The organism is Citrobacter sp. wls829 (assembly GCF_005280825.1).
In the GTDB taxonomy this organism is placed as follows: Bacteria; Pseudomonadota; Gammaproteobacteria; order Enterobacterales; family Enterobacteriaceae; genus Citrobacter; species Citrobacter gillenii.
In genome coordinates this window covers 79,008-102,201 of the sequence record NZ_SZWP01000104.1, presented here as the reverse complement: position 1 = coordinate 102,201, position 23,194 = coordinate 79,008, and the positions used below count along the sequence as shown (strand labels likewise).

The window sequence follows — 23,194 nt, the reverse complement described above, 5'->3', positions numbered from 1 at the left end:
GGGATTCTCTGCGTCGCCGCCTTGATGCAACTCGAAATCCATCAGGTATATGTTAGTACTTGTCGCGGTCTAACCAGTTACCGCTTTCTATCAGCGTTAACCCATCTACCGGACGTTGATATACATACATCCATGCACTTCCGTAAGGCGTCTGAATTAACTGGCGTGCGTACTCTCCGCCGCGCGAGCGCAGCGCATCAAGCTCTGCCAGCGTGGCGTTATCAATACGATAAACTTCCCCGTGTACCGTTCCGTTTCCCGGAACCGCGCCTGGATAGTGGCCCAGACTGTACAACTGGTAGTTATCGATGCTGAAATTACCCAGCAACTGGGCGTTGGTCATCCAGTGGCTGTTACCTTGCTTGGTACGTAAACTACCATAAACAAATATTCGCATTGCTAAAACTCGAACTGATAGAGCAAATCAAGTGCCTGATCAACGCCAGACACAGCTTCCAGATATAGCTTAGGCATCAGACGATAACGTAGCGTGAGTGTCGCTAAAGAGTCAAATATACCCACACCATATTTCACCTGCAGACCTGGCAGTACATATCCGCTGACAACCACCTGAGATGAATCGCCCACCCCTTGCGTGTCCAGCGCCAGATTGCTTACGCCAAACGTCTCCCCGATTTTACCCACAATCTGACCACTTTGTGCAACCCCTAAGCCAATAAGCATAGACGTCATTGCCGCACTATCGCTCTGTTCGCTGTCCAATCCTTGCCCGCGCAGCAGGTAAGAGAGCGCCATTTGCTGCGACATCGCCGGGTCGGAGAAGATTTCCGCTTTCGGTTCATCTGCCGTACCCGTTACGCGAACACCGGCGATCACGTCGTCTTCGGTGGCATCCGGGTTACGAATAGCCTCGATATTGAGCAGCGACTGATCCGGTGGACCGGAGAACAACAGCTCACCTTTACGTACAATCAAATCCTGACCATACGCATGGAAGCGGCCGCTTGGGATATTAATCTGCCCGTTGAGGCCCAGCCCCTGCTTATCCTGTGCCACTTTGAGATCGCCCGTCAAACGTGCTTTCAGACCAAAGGCATCGATACGCACGTTGTTGCCGACGTGGATGTTCAGGTTGCTGTTGATCGGGATCCCGGCGCTCTGCGGTTTCTCCGGCTGTAGATTGTCATTGAGCATCACCATATCACTGGAAACACCGACTGCGCTTTCCGGCAGGTCGTGCACCACAATACGCGCCCACGGCACATCAACATTGCCGTTCAGAGTAAACAGGTTCGGCGTGGCTTCAAATTCCACATCCGGCGAGACATCCAGGCGCACCATTGGCGGCACGGTGATACGCACCCGGCTGCCTTTGGCCGCAATGCGCGCTCGCCAGTTGTCTAGTTGACTCCAGTCGGCGTCACCGCTCAGGTTTATCTCTCCCTGCTGCGTGCGCACCACGCCCGCAATTGTCGAACGGGTCCCGGTGAAGTTAACGGCCAACTGGCTGGGTTGCATGTCGAACGGCATAAAGTTGCCGTCAACGTCCAGGCCGCTCAGCTGCAACTGGCCGAGCAATTGTGGACTTTGCAGGTCACCTCCGAGGCGCAGGTTGGCGTTTAGCATCCCGGCGGCTTTTTCGCCGCGCGAGAAGATAGGGTTCACCATCGCCAGATTGAAATTGCGGATATTGACGTTCCCGCCCAGATTGCGTCGTCCTTGCGGGTCACTTATCTGCACCTGACCGTCAAACTGGCCGTTATTGGTCAGGCGGATCAGCCAGCCCAGTTCGGCACGGTTGTTGTGCAGGTCGGCGGTGAGATTCAGCGTGTCAAACGCCACCGGCAGCGGGGCATCGTTGACGCTTTGTGTCACCTTCACATTACGTCCATTCAGCGTCACCTGCCCCTGCGGCAGTCCTTCTTTGGTGGTGTCCCAGCTCACATCGGCCTTGCCTGTGAACACGCCGCTGGCCTGGGTGGCATCCGGCATAAACGGTTTCAGCATCGCCAGATCGAAACGGTTAAGGTTCACCACTGCGCGACCTTCCGCTCCGGCATCTATCGTCTGCGGTACGCACAGTTCCGCATTCGGGTTGTTCCAGCAGTGCGGCCCGATGCTGATTTTCTGTTCCTGATTGCGGTAATCCAGCGCAATGGCGCGGTTCAGCGACCACGGGCCAACCGGGGTCTGGAAGCGGGTATTGCTTAATTCCCCTTTCCAGCGCTGCTCTTTGCGATCAAAACTCCCGGCCAGATCAAGCTGTCCCGAAACCGGCTCGCCCTGAATACGTAGCTGCAGCTCATGCTGCTTTTCGCTTCCTTTGGCGTTCAGCGTAACCAGATTGATGTTCACATCAGGTTGCACAATCCGCTCAACGCGCACGTTGAGGTTACCGGCAATCTGCTCCGCTGATTTCACATCGCCTTCAACACGCACCTGAGCCACGGACAGTTCCTGCCAGCGCAGGCCACGGGCGGTGATATCCGCCAGCAGTTCCGGCGCCTCTACCGTACCACGCACCTTGACCTGCCCCTTCGCCGTGCCGCCCAGCCCCGGCAGCGCGTTATCCAGACTTGGGGCATCAATCGTCGCGTCGAGATTGAGATCTTTGACGCCCAGCTCACCTTTCACCTCAGCGCTGTTGCGCCCCAGTTCCAGATGCAGGCCGGGGATGGTCCACTGCAGGTAGCTGTTACCCTTCAGTGAGCCGTTCACATTGACCTTGTTCTGCTTCACGTTTCCGCTCAGCTTCAGCTCTGGCACCTCCATCTGCCAGCTTCCGCCGTACAGGCTACCGCGGGTTTTGATCACACCATTCAGTTTCGAGGGCCAGTCCGGCACCTCTTTCGCCGTATTGATGCCGTCCAGCGTCAGCTCCCCGCGCCAGCTAATGGCTTGCTGCCAGTCCACCAGCGCTTTCAGCTCGGTTTTACCTTCCAGCGCGGCAACGCTAAGTTTGTCGAGATTGATCTGCTGCTCATTGCCTTTGGCATCCAGCGTGATGGTCGCCGGAGGAATATCCTGGCCTTTCACGGCGGCATGCATCGAGAGCGTATAGTCGGTCATCTTGCCGGTCAGTTTGAGCTTGATGTCATCGGCCTGGAACTGCTTGTCGCCGGTAAATGGCCAGTAAACCTGCTTACTCACCACCTCCAGATTGAGCGGTAATCCCGCTTCCGCCAGACGTGTCTGTGCACGCAGATCCATGTCCACCGGACCAGACAGATTGACACCCACTTCCAGCTGGTCACGCAGCGCGCCGCCAACCTTCAGCTTCACCTTCTCGCCTTTTAACGGTTCGATGTTCAGCGTGCTGTTGAGGGTAATATCAACCGGCCATTTGTCGGTCAGTTGCGCCGTACCGCTGGCCTTCACTGCCCCCTGGCTGGAGTCGATATCCAGCGCGTCGAGCTTCATGTTGCCGTCAATGCTGCTCACCTTCAGCAGCATGTTATATACCGTTAAATCCGTATCACCGGTGACGCGCAGCTGCTCACCGCGAAATTCTTCGATATTAAGATTCAGCGGCAGATGAACGTCGGTCATTTCCGGCAAAACAGGTTTTGAGAACAGATCATTCAGCGTTTCGCCCAGCGGTTTTTCATCCGGCTGCGGGTTTTGGATCTTCGGTTCCACCACCTCTTCCTGCGCCACGTCCGCCACTTTTGGCAGGGCGATTAACAGCCCCTGCAATGACGTAGGTTTCAGGGTCAGCGTTTTTTCCTGCCAGTTCAGTCCGGAGGTAAAATCCAGCACCGACACCGTGGTGTCATCGATTTTGATATTGATGTTGTTAAGCGCCACGCGGGAAAGCGTGATCGGGTAAGGCGTGGAGAGGTTTAGCGGGCCGCTGTCTTCTTCCTCAACCGGCGCAGAAGGCGGCATCTTTTTGCTGTCGATCGCCACGTTGATGTCTTTCAGCGACAGATCGTTGACGCACAGGCTGCTGTCCCACAGGCAGTTAAGACCAACGGCCAGATGCACTTCACCGGCATTCACCGCCACACCAGGTTGGTCGTAGCGAATATTTTTAAGCGACAGATCCCGCCAGCCGCCGGTGACCTGGCCAATCTCCAGCCCTGGAACCCAACGATTAGCGGCCTTGAAGACCAAATGCAGGCCCGAGGTCGTGCCGACGAGGAACGCCACGGAGCCCAACAACAGCAGGATAACAATCAATACGCCGAGGCTTATCTTCTTCCATAAACTCATAATTCAGGCCCCAGACCGATGTAAAACTGTAAACCATGTTCATCTTTGTCGCCGATCGGCGCAGCTAAATCGAGCTTGATCGGCCCGACCGGTGACTGCCAACGAACGCCAACCCCGGCACCGGTTTTGAAATCGCTTCGGCGGATATCGCTCACCGCTTCACCGCTATCCACAAACATCGCCCCCCACCATTTACCGGTTACGTTGTACTGGTATTCCAGCGATCCGGTCGCCAGCTTGGAGGCCCCTTTCAGCTTGCCGTCACTCCCTTCAGGCGAAATAGATTTGTATTTATAGCCGCGAATACTGCGATCGCCCCCGGCGAAGAAACGCAGGTCCGGCGGGACTTTGTCGAAATCGCCGGTTTCAATCCAGCCGAGGTTGCCACGCATCACAAAGCGATGGCTGTCGTACAGCGTACGGATCCAGACGTTTTGCGCCTGAAAGACGGAGAAGTCGACGTCAGAACCCCAGGCGGTATTGGAGTAATCAATGGAATAGCGCTGGGAATCGCCCCAGACGGGCATCAGGCCGCCGCGCGAGCGCGTCCGGCTGATCATCACGCCCGGATACAGCAGCATCGTGGTGTTGGTGACGTTACCCTGAGTAAAGTGGTCAAGACTCCAGCGCAGGTTGATCGCACGCTGCCAGCCGCTGGAGAGGTCCCAGTAGCGGGAGACGGCAAGCGTGGTTGAGTCCTGCTCGGTGTCGTTCAAATCGGTACGTTTAAAGCCCCCCTGCACCAGGTAATACTGCTCCAGCGGGTTCTTTAACAGCGGCATTTTATAGCTGAAATCCAGGACCTGCTCCGGCGCAGAGATACTGGCACTGGTGGTCAGGCTATGGCCGTAGGAGTTCATCCACGGCTTTTTCCACGTGGTTTTTAACCGTGGTCCGACGTCGGTTGAATAGCCCACCCCGGTTTCAATGGTGTTTTCCGTGCGTGGTGAGACCACACCTTTCAGCGGTAACACTTTGGTTTCGCGGGCTTTGTCGAACTCTGGTGCCACCACGACAGAATTAAACCAGCCGGTTGCTGAGAGACGGCGGTTCAGCTCCGCCAGGTCTTTGGATTCGTACTCTTTGCCCTCTTTGAACGGCACCAGGTTTTGCAGGTACTCATCGCGAATTTGCGAACCTTCAAAGGTGACATGACCAAAGCGATAGCGCTCACCGCTGTTGTAATCGATATCCCAGAACGCCTGGCGACGATCGAGCGCAATCCCCAGCTGGCTTTTATTAAATTCACTGTCAAAGTAGCCTTTGCGCAGCGCCACGCTGGTTAATGACTTTTTGAAGCTGTCATAGTCTCCTTGATTGAGCACCGTGCCGATTGCCGGACGCGTTTTCAGCAGATCCAGGTAATCGCTATCGGTGCGCGCCCCGCCGCGTAAAACAACGTCGGTGCCACCAATAAGTACCGGCTCTCCGGGCGTCACTTTAGCGATTAATACCTGACGTCCCTTCGCCGGCGGCGGACGCAGTTCAAAATCAATGGTCGGCTCAAAATAGCCCAGCGCTTTTAACCCTTCGCGAATAGCGTCATCAACGCGTGCACGAAAACGTCGGTCCGGTGTGACTTCATCACTTTGAATCGTGGACAACTGCGCACGGACGTTTTTCTCCAGCGGTCCCGATAATCCTTCGACCTGTAAGCGAACATTTGCGGCGACGGCCGGGCCGCTTAAGCACAGCAACCCCACCCAACACAACTGACGGATATGTGGCACATTTTCTCCTGAATATCCTTTTTTCCCACCCCTGGAAAAAAATACTCTGCCGTTCCTCGGCTTAACAAAAAATCAACAATAAGAGTTGAAAAACAGACGGCAACCCAAATATTTCTTATGTTTAACTCTAGACGTATTCACGCCAGTTATTGTGGGCAAAGACGCGTCTTGTTACAACCTTAACCCAAATGACTGATTTCGGGAGAACGGCCATGAGTTTATTTGATAAAAAGCATCTTGTTTCTCAAGCAGATGCTCTACCTGGACGCAACACCCCGATGCCCGTGGCAACGCTGCATGCGGTGAACCAACATTCGATGACCCACGTACCCGAAGGGATGGAAATCGCCCTGTTCGCGATGGGCTGTTTCTGGGGCGTGGAGCGTTTGTTCTGGTCTTTACCCGGCGTTTACAGCACGGCTGCCGGGTATACCGGCGGCTACACGCCTAACCCAACCTATCGGGAAGTCTGTTCTGGCGAAACGGGCCATGCCGAAGCGGTGCGTATCGTTTATGACCCGCATGTTATCAGCTACGAGCAACTGCTGCAGGTGTTCTGGGAGAATCACGATCCGGCGCAGGGCATGCGTCAGGGCAATGACCAGGGCACGCAGTATCGTTCGGCCATTTATCCGCTCACGCCGGAGCAAAAGAGTGCCGCAGATGCCAGCCTCGCGCGTTTTCAGGCGGCGATGACCGCTGCGGGCGATGACCGCCACATCACGACAGAGATTAATACCGCCACGCCGTTCTATTATGCCGAGGACGATCACCAACAATATCTGCATAAAAACCCTTATGGATATTGTGGTATTGGCGGCATTGGCGTGTGCCTGCCGCCGCAGAACTAATCTGCTGCTGCCCGATGGCGCTACGTTTATCGGGCCTGTCGGGTCAACTATTGCTCCCGCGCCAGCGCGGCATGGCGCGTGGCATTGGCGACGGTTCCCCTTTCCGTCACTTTGCCCTTGAGCAGCAGATTAAACACCGGCGCAGCCGGGCGATTGAGGCGGTTTTGCAGCAAATACACCGCTTCTACGCCTAATGCCCGACAGGGAATGGTAATGCTGGTGACCGCAGAAACCACATGGCCATCCAGTTCTTTGACGTCCGTGGTCATCAGCGAGATATCATCGGGAATGCGTACCCCCAACGCTTCCAGCACGCGACGAACGCCGCTGGACATTGACGCCCCGGCACAGAAAATCACTTCCGGCCATTCGCTCTGCGGCAGTTCACGTAGCCGGTCGCTAATCGCCTGTATCGCCTCTGGTTCAGAAAATCCTTCCGTCACCAACAGATCGCGCCGGGCATCAAACGGCACCTGATACTGCCGATAGATCTCCTTTATGCCTTCCAGACGCCAGTACAGGGTTTCACGTCGTAGGCTGGTGACGTGGAGAATGCGCCGATGCCCCTGCTCAAAAAGATACTGCACCGCCTGGTTGCCAATCGATCGGTGATCGGGCGAGACCGCGTCCAATACCCCTTCTTTATCCTGTGAGTTGATCAGCACGCAGGGTTTTCCCAGCGACTGCGCCAGCTTATGCACGGTGGGGTCATCAATGCCGATGAGAATAATGGCGTTGATATTCTTGCTGTTGGCCTTTTCCAGAAAGAGCTTGATGTCGGCTCGCTGCTCATCTAACCCGCAGTAGCTCAGATAGACATCATGCGGCGCAATAGCTTCAGCAATGCCGCGCGTCACTTCGAGGTAAAACACATCGCCCTGCGCAATGAATGTGCGCTGTGGAGCGAAGACCGCAATCCCGTTGATCAGCAGCCGCCCGCAGGCCAGCGTATCAAGCACCCCTAGCTGGCGCGCACATTTCACGATGGCTTCCCGAGCTTTATCGCTGGTACAAGACTTCCCGCTCAATACCCTCGACACGGTACTCACGGAGAACCCGGTTAAGGCAGCGATTTCATCCATTTTTAGCTTGCCTGACATTCTGTGACCTCGCTCGCAATCTATCTTTGCAAGTTTTTGCAAACCTAGTTCATTGACTCTAAAACACTTTTTTAATATCTGTGCGAACTTCTTCCTCATCCTGCAACCGCTCTCACAAAATCACATTGTCGATATTCCAGGCGTTTCTTATGGTCCGCTTATCCCTTATTTCTGATGAAAAGGCCTGACATGAAAAAATTACGCTTTGGCATTATTGGCGTGGGAAATATTGGCACCGTCCACGCCCGCTATCTGCTGGCTGGGACCGTAAAGGACGCCTGCCTGACGGCGGTCTGTGATAATAACGCCGACAAGCATGCCGCTATTCGCCAGTTAGTAGGCGATGCGGTTGCACTGTTTATCAGCGCTGAGGAGATGCTGAACAGTGGGCTTGTCGACGCGGTTATCGTCGCTACGCCGCACTATGCGCATCCGGGTTTATCGATGATGGCGATGCGTCTTGGCATTCATACGTTGTGCGAAAAACCTGCCGGGGTCTGTACCGCGCAGGTCCACGAGATGAACACCTGCGCCCGTGAATGCGATGTGGTGTTCGGCATGATGTACAACCAGCGCCCGAACCCGCTGTATCAGAAGGTGAAAGATCTGATCGACAGCGGCGAGCTGGGCGAATTGCGCCGCTCCAACTGGATAATCACCAACTGGTATCGCTCACAGAGTTACTACAACTCCGGCGGCTGGCGCGCGACATGGAAAGGCGAAGGCGGCGGCGTGCTGCTCAATCAGGACCCGCACCAGCTTGATTTGTGGCAATGGCTGGTCGGTATGCCCATACGCTTGCGCGCGTTTTGCCAGTTTGGCAAACACCGCCAGATTGAAGTAGAAGATGAGGTCACCGCCTACGCGGAATACGCCAACGGTGCAACCGGCGTGTTCATCACCACCGTCGCCGAAACCCCCGGCACCAACCGCCTCGAGATCGTCGGCGATCGCGGAAAAGTGGTGGTGGAAGAAGGCCGCCTGCGCTTCTGGCGACTGCGTGAATCCGAAACCGACTTCAACGCCCGCTGGCAAAACGGCTTTGGCGAGCCGGAGTGCTGGGAAGTGACTATCCCTACCGCACCAGAATGCAGTGAGCATCATGTCATCACCGCCAATTTCACCGCCGCGGTCCTGCACGGCGAACCGCTCATCGCCCCTGGTCTGGAAGGCATTCGCGGCCTGACGCTGTCCAACGCCATGCACCTCTCCACCTGGACCGATGACTGGGTTGAGCTGCCAATTGACGAGCAGCGCTACGCCCGGTTGTTGCAGGCGCGTATCGACTCATCGGTCGAGAAAACCACCGCCAGCCGCACGCTGGACGCCTCCGCAAGCTGGCAGCGTTAAGGGGATGACCATGCTGAATATTGCCATTGTCGGCACCGGAAACATCTCCCATAACCACATTCAAAGCTATTTACAGTTTGCGGATCGCTGCCGGATCGTCGCGCTGGTCGACATCTGGCCGGAAAAAGCCGAAGAGAAGAAAACGCGCTACGGCCTAAGCGAAGCACGGGTCTACAACAGCCATCAGGCCATGCTGGACGCGGGTATTAATGTGGACGTTGTCGACGTCTGTACTCCGCCGTACGTCCACGCCGACATCAGCATTGATGCTCTGCACGCGGGCAAACACGTGCTGTGCGAAAAACCGATGGCCGCCTCGCTCGCAGAGTGTGATGCGATGATTGCCGCGCAGAAAGCCAGCGGAAAAATGTTATCGGTCATCGCACAAAACCGCTTTACCGATGCCTTCTGGCGCTTAAAAGCCGCCGTTGATTCCGGCCTTGCGGGCAAAATTTGCCACGCGCAGGTGGACTCGTTCTGGTGGCGCGGGCATTGCTATTACGATCTGTGGTGGCGCGGCACCTGGCAGAAAGAAGGCGGCGGCTGCACGCTGAATCATGCGGTACACCACATCGATGCAATTCAGTGGATGCTCGGCTTCCCGAGCGAAGTGGTAGCGATGATGAGCAATGTCGCCCATGACAACGCGGAAGTGGAAGATCTCAGTGCGGCCATTTTCAAATATTCAGACGGGGCGCTGGCTCAGCTCACCGCATCCGTTGTGCATCATGGTGAAGATCAGAAAATCGTTATTCAGGGCGAAAAGGCGCGGATCTCCGCCCCGTGGAAGGTGTATGCCAGCCAGTCGGCGGATAACGGCTTTCCACAAGCGGACAATAATCACGAACTGGAAGAGCAACTGGACGCGCTGTTTCATGCCACGCCTGCGCTTCAATGGACGCTGCATAGCGGACAAATCGACAACCTGCTCAGCGCCATCGAACAACAGACTCCCCCACTGGTCGACGGGGAACAGGGTAAACGTTCGCTGGAGCTGATTACCGCTATCTACAAATCCGCCATTACCCGCACGGTGGTAACGCTGCCCATCCCCAGCCACGACGATTTTTATCGTACCGGCGGCCTGATGGCAAAAGCCCCGCATTTTTATGAGAAATCCGCCTCCGTGAGCAATTTCACGGAAGTCGGTGCTATCCCTCTGGGTAAAGACTTAGATTCAGGAGCAGAGTAATGAACAAGACAGATGGAATGAACTACGCCCCGACCGGCAAACCACAGCCGGTGGTAAAACCTGGTGAGTTTGTGATTGCCGCTGCCACGCTCGACCACGGTCATATCTACGGGATGTGCAACGGGCTGATCGAAGCCGGAGCCACCCTGAAGTGGGTGTACGACCCGGACCCGGCGAAAGTGGAGAAATTCCTGCAACAGTACCCGCAGGCGCAGGTGGCTGACTCACTGGAGACCATTCTCAACGACCGCGATGTCAGACTGGTCGCCGGGGCGGCAATCCCCTCTGAACGCTGCCCGCTGGGACTAAAGGTGATGGCGGCGGGTAAAGATTATTTCACCGACAAAGCACCGCTGACTACTCTCGAACAGCTGGAAGACGCCAAAGCCATGGTGGCCAGGACCGGGCGCAAGTACGCGGTTTACTACAGCGAGCGCCTGCACGTTGAAAGCGCAGTTTTTGCGGGCGTTCTGGTCAAGCGGGGGGCAATAGGCCGGGTGATCCAGACCCTGGGCACCGGCCCGCATCGTGAAGGCAGCGGACGTCCGGACTGGTTCTACGATCGACGCTATTTCGGCGGCATTCTGTGTGATATCGGCAGCCATCAGATTGAGCAGTTCCTGTTTTACACCGACAACCTCGAGGCGCGTGTGGTCGCAAGCCAGGTGCGCAACGTCAATCATCCGCAGTATCCACAGTTTGAAGACTTTGGCGATGCGATGCTGGCGGGCGAGAACGGCGCAACGGGCTATTTCCGCTGCGACTGGTTCACGCCGGACGGCCTCAGCACCTGGGGGGACGGACGCCTGACGCTGCTGGGCACCGAGGGCTATATCGAGATCCGCAAGTATGTCGATATTACCCAAGGTGAACAGGATGTGGTGTATCTGGTTAATAAAGAGGGGGAATTCCGCTATCCGGTCGCCGGTAAGGTAGGGTTCCCGTTCTTCGGCGAGTTTATTCTCGACTGCCTGAACCGTACCGAAAACGCCATGACCCAGGCCCACGCGTTTAAAGCCGCCGAGCTGTGCGTGAAGGCGCAAATGCTCGCCAATGCGCATGCATAATGGGGGCAGCATGAAAACGTTAAATGCCGCCATTATTGGTGCCGGTGCCATACACCGTAGTCACGTCAACGCCCTACGGCTCTTGCCGGGGGTGACGCTACGCGCGCTGGTCGACACCGACAGCGTCAACGGGCTACAGCAGGCGATGGCCTATAACTGCCGCTTTTACCCCAATTACCGGGAAATGCTGCTGGATAACGACATTGACGTCGTGCATATCTGTACGCCGCATTTTGAGCATAAAAATATGATTCTCGCCGCCCTTGCTGCCGGGAAACATGTGTTTTGCGAAAAGCCGGTAGGCATGAATGGAGGGGAAGTTGCCGACATCGCTGACGCCGCAGCCTCGGCGCCGGGACTGCTGGGCGTGTGCTACCAGAACCGGCTGAATCCCACCAGCTTACGCATACGCGATGAACTGGCGAAAAATACGCTTGGTAAAATGCTCAGCATGAAAGCCGTGCTGACCTGGTCACGCTCCGGGGCGTACTACAGCGACAGTCCGTGGCGCGGGCGTTTTGCTCGCGAAGGCGGCAGTTTGCTGATTAATCAGGCCATTCATACTCTCGATCTGATGCAGTGGTTCGCCGGGGGCGTCACACGCTTAAAAGGCGTGGTGGATAGCAGCGAACTGGCAGCGGTGACGGAAGCAGAAGACAGCGCGATGGCAACGCTGCATTTTGCCAACGGTGCACGTGGCCTGTTTTACGCCAGCAACTGCAATACTCTCGATTCTCCGCTGTTGCTGGAGATCCACTGTGAAAACGGCATGCTTCAGCTAACTGACAACGCGCTATGGCGCGTCACAAAGGACCAGCGCCTGAAGCTGGATAGCGATGGTTCACCAGACGGCAGCGCCAAAAGCTACTGGGGTCTTGGTCACCAACTGGCCATTCGCCAGTTCTATCATGCTATTACCCATCGCGGTCAGACAGAATATATCGATATCCATCAAGCCCAAAAATCGCTGTTGATGGTGGACGCTATTTATCGTTCATCTCTGACGCGACAATGGATAAATATTAATAATTAAAATTCATTAAGCATTCCATAAGTAAATAAATAAGCCGGGTAATACCGGCATACAGATACCCTATACACAAAATCATTCAAGATGCTTTAAGGCGGCAAGTCTGGTAACGCCCAGGCGCTTACATAAATAAGTGACTGGGGTGAGCAGGCGTAGCCAACAAAGAGGCTGCTTGAAGGATGACGTATATATACACTGGAAAAATAATTATGGTTAAACCAACTGAACGCAGAGTCGGTTATGGTGTAGCAATTGGCTACGGCATCACTGATTTATTTGGCGGCGGGGCTTTCGCTATTATCGGCACCTGGCTGTTATTTTTTTACACTACCTATTGCGGTTTAAGCGTCCTGGAGGCAGGTTCCATATTTGCTATTGCCCGCGTGATTGATGCTTTACTCAGCCCGATTATGGGCTACGTCACCGATAATTTTGGCAATACCTGGCTTGGGCGGAAATTTGGCCGTCGCCGCTTCTTTTTATTACTCAGTTCGCCGCTCATGTTTCTCTATGCCCTGCTGTGGCTGACCGATATGGGTTACTGGTATTACCTGGGAACCTATTTGTCGATTGAATTGCTGTCGGCCATGGTACTGGTACCGTGGGAAACCCTGGCAGCAGAGATGACTAACCGTTACGAAGAGCGCAGCCGCCTTTCCGGCGTGCGCATGATCTGCTCGCAGCTCGGCGGCTTTCTGGCCGTCTCGGTTCCCGGCATTCTGATGCAGTTTACGGGCAAAGATAATCCGTTTACCTACACCCTGACCGGGATTATCTTTTCCGTCGTTTTCTGTATCGCCGTATTTATTACCTGGCGCTGCACATGGGAGGCCAAAGATGTGCAAGAGGAGACATTTAAAACGGACCTTCAGCGCAGTAGCGGATTGTTCAATCATCTGAAGTACCTGGTACTCGATCTCTTCTCCTCGTTCAAAATTCGCGCCTTTCGTTTGCATATTATTATTTATATTTTCTCTTTCACCGCGATGGATGTATTCGGTTCAGTATTTACCTTTTACGTTATCTATTGTTTGAATCAGGATGCCGCATCGGTTTCCGGCTGGTTAAGCATTGCCGCGTTTGCGTCGGTGTTTGGCACCTATGGTTTTATGCTATTACTGAATAAACTCAATATTACGCCGTCCGCGGCGCTACGACTCTCTTATAGTTGTATATTTGCGGTACTGGCATTTTTATTTATTATCTATTACACCCAAACTCAGGTCTCCAACGTGTTGTTCTCCGCCGTCTTTATTCTGCTCGGCATGGCGCGCTCGGGTCTCTATTATATTCCGTGGAATATTTACAGTTTTATCCCCGATATCGACGAGATGGTGACCCAACAGCGGCGCGAAGGCATTTTTGCGGGCGTAATGGTACTCACCCGCAAGAGTACCGTGGCTATCGCTATCCTGCTGATCGGCATGGTGCTGGAGGAGTCGGGTTTTGTGAAAGGCAGCGGCGCCCAGCCTGCAATGGCGCTGCACGCCATTATCGGCTTGATGATCTTTGCTACCACCGCGCTGCTGGCCGTCAGTTTCTACACCACCTACAAATTCAAGCTCACGCGTGAGACGCATAAATTGCTGCTCAAAGAGATAGCCCGCCGCAAGCTGGGAGGCAACTATCGCGACTGCGATGAGGAAACTCGGGTGGTGATAAAGCAGCTCACCGGCTACGAGTACGATGAAGTCTGGGGTGGCACTGCAACACAGCGGGCCACGGGACGCGTCAGTCTTTCAGAAGCAGAATAAGGAGCGCATCATGTATAAACCCTGGAGCAAAACGCAGGCACAGCGCTGGCATCAGCAGCAACCCTGGGGCTGTGGTTTTAACTATTTACCACGTACAGCGGTCAACTGGCTCGACATGTGGCAAGCCGAGAGTTTCGATATCCACACCATCGAACAGGAACTTCGCTGGGCCAGCCAGTACGGCTATAACCAGCTGCGAACGAACTTACCGTTTACCGTCTGGCAGCATGACCGCGATGGCCTGATTGGCCGCATCGACACTTTTCTAAGCATTGCACACGCCCACGGTATCAAGGTGATGTTGACGCTGCTCGACGACTGCGCCTTTTCCGGCGATGAACCGTTTATCGGCCTGCAAAAAGCCCCGGTTCCCGGCGTGCATAATAGCCAGGCGGCGGGCAGTCCGGGACGGGCCTGCGTAATGGACAGAACCTGCTGGCCGCACATTGAAGCCTACGTTCGCGATATCATTCGATACTATCGTCATGACTCGCGCATCTGCGTCTGGGATCTCTACAATGAGCCCGGCAATGGCGGGATTTTCTGTAGCACAGGTGAATTTGCCCGTTACGACGACCGGCTGGAAATTTACGCCTTGACCCTGCTAACCCACCTGTTTAGCTGGGCGCGACAGGAGTCGCCGTCTCAGCCCCTAACCGTCGCCGCCTGGCATATTGACGATCGCGCAGCATGCGGGAACGCCTTTACCCATCCGATAGATGTTGCCGCACTGCGACTTTCAGATGTCATTAGCTACCATGCGTATGTTGATACCCCAGGCCAACTGTCTCTTTTGTCACAGCTTGCTGAGTTTGGCAGACCGGTTTTCTGTACCGAATGGCTGGCCCGCCACGTTGGTAGCCGAATAGAAGAACAGCTGCCGCTGTTTAACGCGCAGCGCGTTTCCAGCTATCACTGGGGGCTGGTACAGGGCAAAACGCAAACCTGGCTACCGTGGCCGGATATCGAGCTCAACGACAAGACAGCACAGCTATGGTTTCATGATGTCCTGAAGCCAGACGGTTCACCCTATTGCGAACAAGAGATGCAGACCGTACGCCGGATTAACGCCGTTGGATAAGCCGTAATAATCCCCCTCTGGCGACTTTACAGTACCTTACGCTATACTAGCTTCTGAATTTACCGGCTCACTTCCACGAGCCGGTCTTTAGTTTGAATTCAATATAGATTCATACGGATTTATCCATTTCCCTTCCGAGGATCTGGCCTTAACGGCTGGATAAGATATGTTAAACAGTATTTTAGTCATTCTCTGCCTGATCGCCGTGAGTGCGTTTTTCTCGATATCCGAGATCTCGCTTGCCGCATCACGCAAAATTAAACTTAAGCTGCTTGCCGATGAAGGCAACATTAATGCGCAACGCGTAATGAAGATGCAGGAAAACCCCGGCATGTTCTTCACGGTGGTGCAAATTGGCCTTAACGCCGTCGCCATTCTTGGCGGTATCGTGGGTGATGCGGCATTTTCCCCGGTCTTTTACGGCCTTTTCTCAAAGTACTTTGCTCCAGAACTGTCCGAACAACTGAGCTTTATTTTGTCGTTCTCGCTAGTAACGGGTCTGTTCATCCTGTTCGCGGATTTAACCCCGAAACGCATCGGTATGATTGCGCCAGAAACTGTGGCTTTGCGCATCATCAACCCGATGCGCTTCTGTTTAATGGTGTTCCGTCCGCTGGTGTGGTTCTTCAATGGGCTGGCAAACAGTATTTTCCGGCTGTTCAAGATCCCAATGGTGCGTAAAGATGACATCACCTCCGATGATATCTATGCCGTATTTGAAGCCGGTGCGCTGGCGGGTGTCTTGCGTAAGCAGGAGCATGAGCTGATCGAAAACGTGTTCGAACTGGAATCCCGTACCGTACCGTCATCCATGACCTCACGTGAGAACGTCATCTGGTTCGATCTGCACGAAGATGAGCAGAGCCTGAAGAACAAAGTGGCGGAACATCCACATTCCAAGTTTCTGGTGTGTAACGAAGATATCGATCACATCATCGGCTACGTGGACTCCAAAGATCTGCTGAACCGTGTGCTGGCCAACCAAAGCATGGCGCTGAACAGCGGCGTGCAGATCCGCAATACGCTGATCGTCCCGGATACCCTGACGCTGTCTGAGGCGCTGGAAAGCTTTAAAGCCGCAGGCGAAGACTTTGCCGTTATCATGAACGAGTACGCGCTGGTGGTGGGCATTATCACACTGAACGACGTGATGACCACGCTGATGGGTGACTTAGTCGGTCAGGGTCTGGAAGAACAGATTGTGGCGCGTGACGAGAACTCCTGGCTTATCGACGGCGGTACGCCCATTGATGACGTGATGCGCGTACTGGATATCGACGAGTTTCCGCAGTCCGGCAACTATGAAACCATCGGTGGTTTTATGATGTTTATGCTGCGTAAAATCCCGAAACGTACCGACTCAGTGAAGTACTCAGGCTATAAATTCGAAGTGGTGGACATCGATAACTACAAGATCGATCAGCTGCTGGTGACGCGTCTGGACAGCAAACCCACCGTTCTGGTGCCAAAGCTGCCGGATGCGAAAGAAGACGGCGCGGCATAAGTTTGCCGACCTGAAAACATCAACGGCTCCTGTTACAGGAGCCGTTTTTTTATAGACTACTTAAACTACCGCATAGCACTTTGATCAAGCCATCTCAGTTTGCAGACGCAAGACCTGACGGTTAACTTCGGACATAACAGAAAAATGCAGTTTGTCCTTCACTTTTGGGATAAGAATCTTACCCTTATCAAATTCAAAAGCGCCTACGTCCTTGATATATAACCGTCCACGAAACAGGATCTTCACGTACTTCGCCACCTGCAGCGGGTTGTACCGTTGGAAAATTTTCATTGTTGTCTCCTGCTGAGCATTACGCCTTTGCGGTACCACAATCGGTCCGACAATCCTCAGGCGCAAATTTTAATGCCATATGACTATAGACTATCTCTACGTTGTTTCCAGCGTGTATAAGTTTATTTACCTTCAGGTTACAATTATTCAGAATTATCTTTTCAACGTTTCGCGGTCCTCAGTATAAGCCTTCATTTTTCACAGGATTTGTGCGCTCGTCCGCAAACTGGCATTGCGCTTGCGGGAAAAAGCATCAATCGCACATATGCTTAAACTCCACACCCAAGTGGTCGGATCACCTGCAAAATAAGAAAGAAGGAAACACCATGACCTTACAAAAACTGCTGGCACTGTCGTGCCTGTTGCTGCCGATGATGGCCTCTGCCCATAAATTTGAAACCAACCAGCGCGTGCCGCCGGTCGGGATCGCCGATCGCGGCGAACTGATTCTTGATAACGATAAGTTTAGCTACAAAAGCTGGAATAGCGCGCAGTTGCCGGGGAAAGTTCGCATTGTGCAACACATCGCCGGACGCACCTCGGCAAAAGAGAAAAACGCCACATTGATTGAGGCCATCAAAGCGGCGAATCTGCCACACGATAAGTATCAGACCACCACCATCGTTAACACGGATGATGCCATTCCCGGCTCCGGCATGTTTGTACGCAGCAGCCTTGAGAGCAACAAGAAGCTTTACCCGTGGTCACAGTTTATTGTCGACAGCAACGGCATCGCGCGTAAAACCTGGCAACTGGACGAAGAGAGCTCAGCCATCGCGGTCCTCGACAAAGACGGTCGCGTTCAGTGGGCGAAAGACGGGGCGTTAACGCAGGAAGAGGTGCAGCAGGTTATCGCCCTGCTGCACAAACTGCTCAGTAAATAGAAACGCGGAAGCCGGGGTTAAGGAACGATTCACGCGGGGTGTAATCCAACGGTTTACCCTGCCAGTCGTGAACGTGCGCTCCGGCTGCCGCGGCAACGGCGTGGCCTGCTGCGGTGTCCCAGACGTTGGTCGGCCCAAAACGCGGGTACAGCTGCGCCTGCCCTTCTGCCACCAGGCAGAACTTCAGCGATGAGCCAATCGACGTGGTCTGATGCTCACCGAGCTGTTGCAGATACTCTTTTAGCTCGTTGTCGGCATGCGAACGGCTTATCACCACCAGCGGTGGACGCGCGTCGCGCACCTGGATTTGTTTGTGCACGCCGCACTCTTCTTTCCAGGCTTTACCTTCGGCCGCGCTGTACATCACCTTCATTACCGGGGCATATACCACGCCCAGTACCGGTTTTCCTTTCTCGATCAACGCGATATTAACGGTAAATTCACCGTTACGTTTGATGAACTCCTTGGTACCATCCAACGGATCAACCAGCCAGTAACGCTGCCAGTGCTGGCGGATATCCCAGCCCGGCGGGTCCTCTTCTGACAACACCGGAATATCCGGCGTCAGCGCCTGTAATCCTGCAAGGATCACCGTGTGCGCGGCAATATCCGCCGCCGTGACCGGAGAATCATCCTGCTTGCTGGTGATTTCTATCGGTTTGATTCCATCGTAGACCTGCATAATGGCATCGCCCGCGTTCCGTGCAAGCTGGCATACATGTTCTAGCATTCTCCACCTCATTTATAGCAGCGGTGTTAACTCGTTGTTTTACTTATACCCGATCGTCAGAGGATCCGCCAACTGTGATAGCGCCTGCGGTTTTAAACGCTCTATTCATGGCATGATTCACACTTCTGTAAGCAATAAGCTGTATATACATTTTCTTTTGTGGCCTGGTTCTAAAAAGGATGCCCTCTGATGATTAAGTTTAGTGCAACGCTTCTGGCCACGCTGATAGCGGCCAGCGTGAATGCCTCAACCGTCGATCTGCGCATAATGGAAACCACTGATTTGCATAGCAATATGATGGATTTCGATTATTACAAAGATACGCCAACGGAAAAATTCGGTCTGGTACGTACGGCAAGTCTGATCAATGCCGCCAGAAATGAAGTCAAAAACAGCGTACTGGTCGATAACGGCGATCTGATTCAGGGCAGCCCGCTCGGGGATTACATGGCGGCGAAAGGGCTGAAAGCCGGCGAAACGCACCCGGTTTATAAGGCGCTGAATACGCTGGATTACGCGGTCGGCAACCTCGGCAACCATGAATTTAACTACGGTCTGGACTATCTGCATAAGGCGCTCGCAGGCGCGAAGTTCCCTTACGTTAACGCCAATATCATCGACGTTAAAACCAAAAAACCGCTTTTTACCCCCTATTTGATTAAAGACACCGAGGTGGTCGACAAAGAGGGTCACAAGCAGACGCTGAAAATTGGCTACATCGGTTTTGTGCCACCGCAAATCATGACCTGGGATAAAGCCAATCTCAGCGGCAAAGTGACAGTGAATGACATCACCGAAACCGCACGTCAATACGTACCGGAAATGCGGGCCAAGGGCGCGGATGTGGTCGTCGTGGTGGCTCACTCGGGCCTTTCTGCCGACCCGTATCAGGCTATGGCGGAGAACTCGGTTTATTACCTCAGCGAAGTACCGGGTGTTGATGCCATCATGTTTGGTCATGCTCACGCCGTGTTCCCAGGGAAAGACTTTGCCAACATCAAAGGCGCAGATATCGCTAAAGGTACCCTGAATGGCGTTCCGGCAGTAATGCCAGGCATGTGGGGCGATCATCTGGGCGTGGTGGATTTGGTGCTGAATAACGACAGCGGGAAATGGCAGGTCACCCAGGCGAAAGCTGAAGCCCGCCCGATTTATGATGCGGCGGCAAAAAAATCCCTGGCCGCTGAAGACACAAAAATCGTTGAGATCCTGAAAGCCGACCACGACGCCACGCGCGAATTCGTCAGCAAACCAATCGGTAAATCGGCCGATAACATGTACAGCTATCTGGCACTGGTGCAGGACGATCCAACCGTGCAGGTGGTGAACAACGCGCAAAAAGCTTACGTTGAACGCTTTATTCAGGGCGATCCGGATCTGGCGAAACTGCCGGTACTTTCCGCCGCCGCACCGTTTAAAGTGGGCGGCCGTAAGAACGATCCGGCCAGCTTTGTTGAAGTGGAAAAAGGCCAGCTCACCTTCCGCAACGCAGCCGATCTGTACCTCTATCCCAACACGCTGGTAGTGGTAAAAGCCAGCGGTAAAGAGGTGAAAGAGTGGCTGGAATGTTCCGCAGGACAGTTTAATCAGATTGATATTCACAGCAGCAAACCGCAGTCGCTGATCAACTGGGATGGCTTTCGTACCTATAACTTCGACGTGATCGACGGCGTAGACTATCAGATTGATGTGTCACAACCCGCCCGCTACGACGGCGAATGCCAGACGATCAACCCGCAGGCAGAGCGTATTAAGCATCTGACCTTTAACGGTAAACCTATCGACCCGGACGCTACCTTCCTGGTAGCAACCAATAACTATCGCGCCTATGGCGGTAAGTTTGCCGGTACCGGCGACAGCCATATCGCCTTTGCCTCACCGGATGAAAACCGCTCGGTGCTGGCCGCGTGGATAGGGGCCGAGACGAAGCGTGCCGGTGAAATTCACCCGGCGGCGGATAATAACTGGCGTCTGGCGCCGATCCACAGCGAGACGAAGCTGGATATTCGTTTTGAAACCTCGCCGTCCGATAAAGCCGCCGCGTTTATCAAAGAAAAAGGACAGTATCCGCTGCAAAAAGTCGCCACCGACGATATCGGTTTTGCGATTTATCAGCTGGATTTGAGTAAGTAATTTTAGTGCCGGATGCGACGCTATAGCGTCTTATCCGGCCTACGCATGAAGCCGACTTGTAGGCCGGATAAGCGCAGCGCCATCCGGCACATCGTTCACCCCGGGATCCGCTGCGCCAAAACCTGCGGTAAATTCATTTCTATCCAGTCCGCCAGTGCGGCAACTTTATCACTCACCTGCTCACCCAACGGCGTCAAACTGTATTCCACGTGCGGCGGTACCACCGGATACGACACCCGGTTGATAAACCCGTCCTGCTCCAGCGCCTGTAAGGATTGCGCCAGCATCTTTTCACTGACACCGCCCATCTTACGGCGCAGATCGCTAAAACGGTGCGTGCCGTCGCGCAGCGCCACCAGAATCAATACTCCCCAACGGCTGGTAACGTGTTTTAACACCTCGCGGGAAGGACACTGTTCAGCAAATAAGTTGCCGTCGCGCAGTTGCTGAGAAAGCGTCGAATCTGTCATTTTCATACTTACCTTTTTGTGCGTACTTACTAAAAGTAAGTTTAGGTGTTAGCGTGAGTCAACACAAGACAAAAACCTGGAGTTCCTCATGATTGCGATTACCGGCGCCACTGGCCAACTGGGCCAACACGTTATTGAAAACCTGCTGAAAACCGTTCCCGCCAGCCAGATTGTGGCGATTGTGCGTAACCCAGCGAAAGCCGCTACCCTCAGCCTGCAGGGTATTACCGTCCGCCAGGCGGATTACACCGACGAAGCCGCCTTTACCACCGCGTTGCAAGGCATCGACAAACTGCTGCTGATCTCCTCAAGCGAAGTCGGACAGCGTACCCCACAGCACCGCAACGTGATCAATGCGGCGAAATCTGCACGTGTGAAATTCATCGCCTACACCAGCCTGCTGCATGCCGATACCTCCCCGCTGGGGCTGGCAGATGAACACGTGGCAACCGAGAAGATGCTGGCAGAATCCGGCCTCGATTACGCGCTGCTGCGTAACGGCTGGTACTGCGAAAACTATCTCGCCAGCGCCCCCGCAGCCCTCGAGCACGGCGTGTTTATTGGTGCCGCCGGAGACGGCAAAATCGCCGCCGCCACCCGCGCGGACTACGCTGCTGCTGCCGCGCGCGTCATCAGTGAAGAAGGCCATGCCGGGAAAATCTACGAGCTGGCGGGAGATGAAGGCTGGACGCTGAGCCAGTTGGCCGCCGAACTGGCTCAACAGAGCGGCAAAAAAGTGGTGTATCAGAACCTTAGCGAGGCCGATTTTTCCGCCGCGCTGAAAGGATTTGGCCTGCCTGCCGGACTGGCAGAGATGTTGGCCGACTCTGATATCGGTGCCTCAAAAGGCGGGCTGTTTGACGACAGCCATACGCTGAGCACACTGATTAAACGCCCGACCACATCGCTGGCGGAGAGCGTCAGCGGCATCGTAAACTGTTAAAATTTGGTTAATTACGGTGGCATCCCCGCGCATCCTCTCTGATAATGATAAGACGATGTGTGGGGAGAGATAACGTGCAGGGTGTACCTGAGCAGTTTATTGATGAGAAAGACAGCGCCCGTTTTCGCCATCTGGCGCAGATACCGGGCGTTGAGCTGTATCATGCGCATATCTCGCGTTACGCGTTTGAGCCTCATACCCACGAAGCGTTTGGCATTGGCGCGATCGAAGCCGGCGCCGAGCGTTTTCGCTATCGTGGCACCCAGTACGTGGCACCGGCCCATTCCGTCGTGACCATGAATCCCGATGAGCTGCACACCGGCGAGGCTGAAACCGCCGACGGCTGGCGCTACCGGATGATTTATCTCGACCCCTCTCTTCTGCAAGAGGTCACCGGGATCCGCCACTGGTGGTTCCATGATGTGACGCGCCACGATCCCCACCGTTCACGCCAGATCTGTTCGCTGATCCACGGGATGTGGAACACCGAGGATCCGCTGGCACAAAAAGGATTGCTGCTCGATCTGATCGACACCTTCCAGCCACTGGCTCGTCATGCGCCGGTGTCGCGGGAAGGCGCGCATCGCTTTGATCGCGTGCGCGAATATCTGCATGATAACTACATGCACCCGGTTACGCTCGACGAACTGGCTCGCGTGGCTGCGCTCAGCCCCTGGCATTTTCAGCGCCAGTTCAAACTGCACTTTCACGTCACCCCGCATCAGATGCTCATGGCTGTTCGCCTGTGGCGCGCCAAAGATTTTCTCACGCGCGGTATGCCCGCCGCCGACGTTGCTGCGGCAACCGGCCTGACCGACCAGTCGCACCTCACCCGCGCGTTTACCCATCGCTACGGTATTACGCCTGTGCGTTATCAGAAGCAGGTTTATTCGCGCTAATGCGCAATC

Annotated in this window: 19 protein-coding genes; 12 read left to right on the top strand and 7 right to left on the bottom strand. The window is 54.5% G+C overall.

Annotation, left to right across the window (positions count from 1 at the left end):
• Positions 1–52: 52 nt before the first annotated feature.
• Genes FDW88_RS20560 through tamA form a run of 3 tightly spaced genes read right to left on the bottom strand, consistent with a single transcriptional unit; the run spans position 53 to position 5,906 of the window.
• Entirely contained in the window at positions 53–397 is a 345-nt protein-coding gene (locus tag FDW88_RS20560; protein ID WP_096758538.1) for a gamma-glutamylcyclotransferase, read from the bottom strand.
• A 2-nt stretch (positions 398–399) separates the two neighbouring features.
• Positions 400–4,176, bottom strand: a complete 3,777-nt coding sequence (tamB, locus tag FDW88_RS20555; RefSeq protein ID WP_137363257.1) for an autotransporter assembly complex protein TamB — start codon at positions 4,174–4,176, stop codon at positions 400–402.
• Entirely contained in the window at positions 4,173–5,906 is a 1,734-nt protein-coding gene (gene tamA / locus FDW88_RS20550) for an autotransporter assembly complex protein TamA (protein ID WP_115259591.1), read from the bottom strand. The genes tamB and tamA overlap by 4 nt, the downstream gene beginning before the upstream one ends.
• A gap of 212 nt (positions 5,907–6,118) precedes the next feature.
• On the opposite strand from tamA, the gene msrA reads away from it, so the two are divergent.
• The gene (gene msrA / locus FDW88_RS20545) at positions 6,119–6,757 is read left to right on the top strand and encodes a peptide-methionine (S)-S-oxide reductase MsrA (RefSeq protein ID WP_115259592.1); all 639 of its coding nucleotides are present in this window, start codon (positions 6,119–6,121) and stop codon (positions 6,755–6,757) included.
• Between the two features lie 47 nt (positions 6,758–6,804).
• Here msrA and FDW88_RS20540 read toward each other — a convergent pair whose 3' ends face one another.
• Positions 6,805–7,857 carry a LacI family DNA-binding transcriptional regulator gene (locus FDW88_RS20540; RefSeq protein WP_137363256.1) on the bottom strand — a complete coding sequence of 351 codons (1,053 nt, stop codon included), beginning with the start codon at positions 7,855–7,857 and terminating at the stop codon, positions 6,805–6,807.
• Positions 7,858–8,046: 189 nt separating this feature from the next.
• Between FDW88_RS20540 and FDW88_RS20535 the strand changes: the two genes are divergently transcribed.
• From FDW88_RS20535 to FDW88_RS20505, 7 genes are all read left to right on the top strand, one after another.
• The gene (locus FDW88_RS20535; RefSeq protein ID WP_096758543.1) at positions 8,047–9,207 is read left to right on the top strand and encodes a Gfo/Idh/MocA family protein; all 1,161 of its coding nucleotides are present in this window, start codon (positions 8,047–8,049) and stop codon (positions 9,205–9,207) included.
• A 10-nt stretch (positions 9,208–9,217) separates the two neighbouring features.
• The gene (locus FDW88_RS20530; protein WP_137363255.1) at positions 9,218–10,399 is read left to right on the top strand and encodes a Gfo/Idh/MocA family protein; all 1,182 of its coding nucleotides are present in this window, start codon (positions 9,218–9,220) and stop codon (positions 10,397–10,399) included.
• Positions 10,399–11,466 carry a Gfo/Idh/MocA family protein gene (locus tag FDW88_RS20525; protein WP_137363254.1) on the top strand — a complete coding sequence of 356 codons (1,068 nt, stop codon included), beginning with the start codon at positions 10,399–10,401 and terminating at the stop codon, positions 11,464–11,466. Before FDW88_RS20530 ends, FDW88_RS20525 begins: the two co-directional genes overlap by 1 nt.
• 10 nt (positions 11,467–11,476) lie before the next feature.
• Positions 11,477–12,499, top strand: a complete 1,023-nt coding sequence (locus FDW88_RS20520; RefSeq protein ID WP_137363253.1) for a Gfo/Idh/MocA family protein — start codon at positions 11,477–11,479, stop codon at positions 12,497–12,499.
• A 206-nt stretch (positions 12,500–12,705) separates the two neighbouring features.
• On the top strand, positions 12,706–14,250 hold the full coding sequence (locus FDW88_RS20515; RefSeq protein ID WP_137363252.1) for an MFS transporter: 1,545 nt from the start codon (positions 12,706–12,708) through the stop codon (positions 14,248–14,250).
• Positions 14,251–14,260: 10 nt separating this feature from the next.
• Entirely contained in the window at positions 14,261–15,331 is a 1,071-nt protein-coding gene (locus tag FDW88_RS20510; protein WP_137363251.1) for a 1,4-beta-xylanase, read from the top strand.
• A 166-nt stretch (positions 15,332–15,497) separates the two neighbouring features.
• Positions 15,498–16,835, top strand: coding sequence for a hemolysin family protein (locus tag FDW88_RS20505; protein WP_096758548.1), 1,338 nt, complete (start codon positions 15,498–15,500; stop codon positions 16,833–16,835).
• Between the two features lie 84 nt (positions 16,836–16,919).
• Here the strand turns inward: FDW88_RS20505 and FDW88_RS20500 are convergent, their stop codons facing one another.
• Complete coding sequence (locus tag FDW88_RS20500) at positions 16,920–17,126, bottom strand: DUF1107 domain-containing protein (protein ID WP_003025710.1); 207 nt, start codon at positions 17,124–17,126, stop codon at positions 16,920–16,922.
• A gap of 326 nt (positions 17,127–17,452) precedes the next feature.
• Between FDW88_RS20500 and FDW88_RS20495 the strand changes: the two genes are divergently transcribed.
• Complete coding sequence (locus tag FDW88_RS20495; RefSeq protein WP_096758549.1) at positions 17,453–18,010, top strand: YtfJ family protein; 558 nt, start codon at positions 17,453–17,455, stop codon at positions 18,008–18,010.
• Here FDW88_RS20495 and cysQ read toward each other — a convergent pair.
• Positions 18,000–18,740, bottom strand: a complete 741-nt coding sequence (gene cysQ / locus FDW88_RS20490; RefSeq protein ID WP_115259599.1) for a 3'(2'),5'-bisphosphate nucleotidase CysQ — start codon at positions 18,738–18,740, stop codon at positions 18,000–18,002. The genes FDW88_RS20495 and cysQ overlap by 11 nt on opposite strands.
• 189 nt (positions 18,741–18,929) lie before the next feature.
• On the opposite strand from cysQ, the gene cpdB reads away from it, so the two are divergent.
• On the top strand, positions 18,930–20,873 hold the full coding sequence (gene cpdB, locus FDW88_RS20485; RefSeq protein ID WP_137363250.1) for a 2',3'-cyclic-nucleotide 2'-phosphodiesterase: 1,944 nt from the start codon (positions 18,930–18,932) through the stop codon (positions 20,871–20,873).
• A 95-nt stretch (positions 20,874–20,968) separates the two neighbouring features.
• On the opposite strand, the gene FDW88_RS20480 is transcribed toward cpdB, so the two are convergent.
• Positions 20,969–21,343: a helix-turn-helix domain-containing protein gene (locus tag FDW88_RS20480; RefSeq protein WP_115260000.1), complete on the bottom strand. Its 375-nt coding sequence runs from the start codon at positions 21,341–21,343 to the stop codon at positions 20,969–20,971.
• A gap of 88 nt (positions 21,344–21,431) precedes the next feature.
• Here FDW88_RS20480 and FDW88_RS20475 point away from each other — a divergent pair, with 88 nt between their 5' ends.
• Both FDW88_RS20475 and FDW88_RS20470 read left to right on the top strand, forming a co-directional pair.
• The gene (locus FDW88_RS20475; RefSeq protein ID WP_137363249.1) at positions 21,432–22,286 is read left to right on the top strand and encodes an SDR family oxidoreductase; all 855 of its coding nucleotides are present in this window, start codon (positions 21,432–21,434) and stop codon (positions 22,284–22,286) included.
• 74 nt (positions 22,287–22,360) lie between these two features.
• Entirely contained in the window at positions 22,361–23,185 is an 825-nt protein-coding gene (locus FDW88_RS20470; RefSeq protein ID WP_096758553.1) for an AraC family transcriptional regulator, read from the top strand.
• Positions 23,186–23,194: the final 9 nt, after the last annotated feature.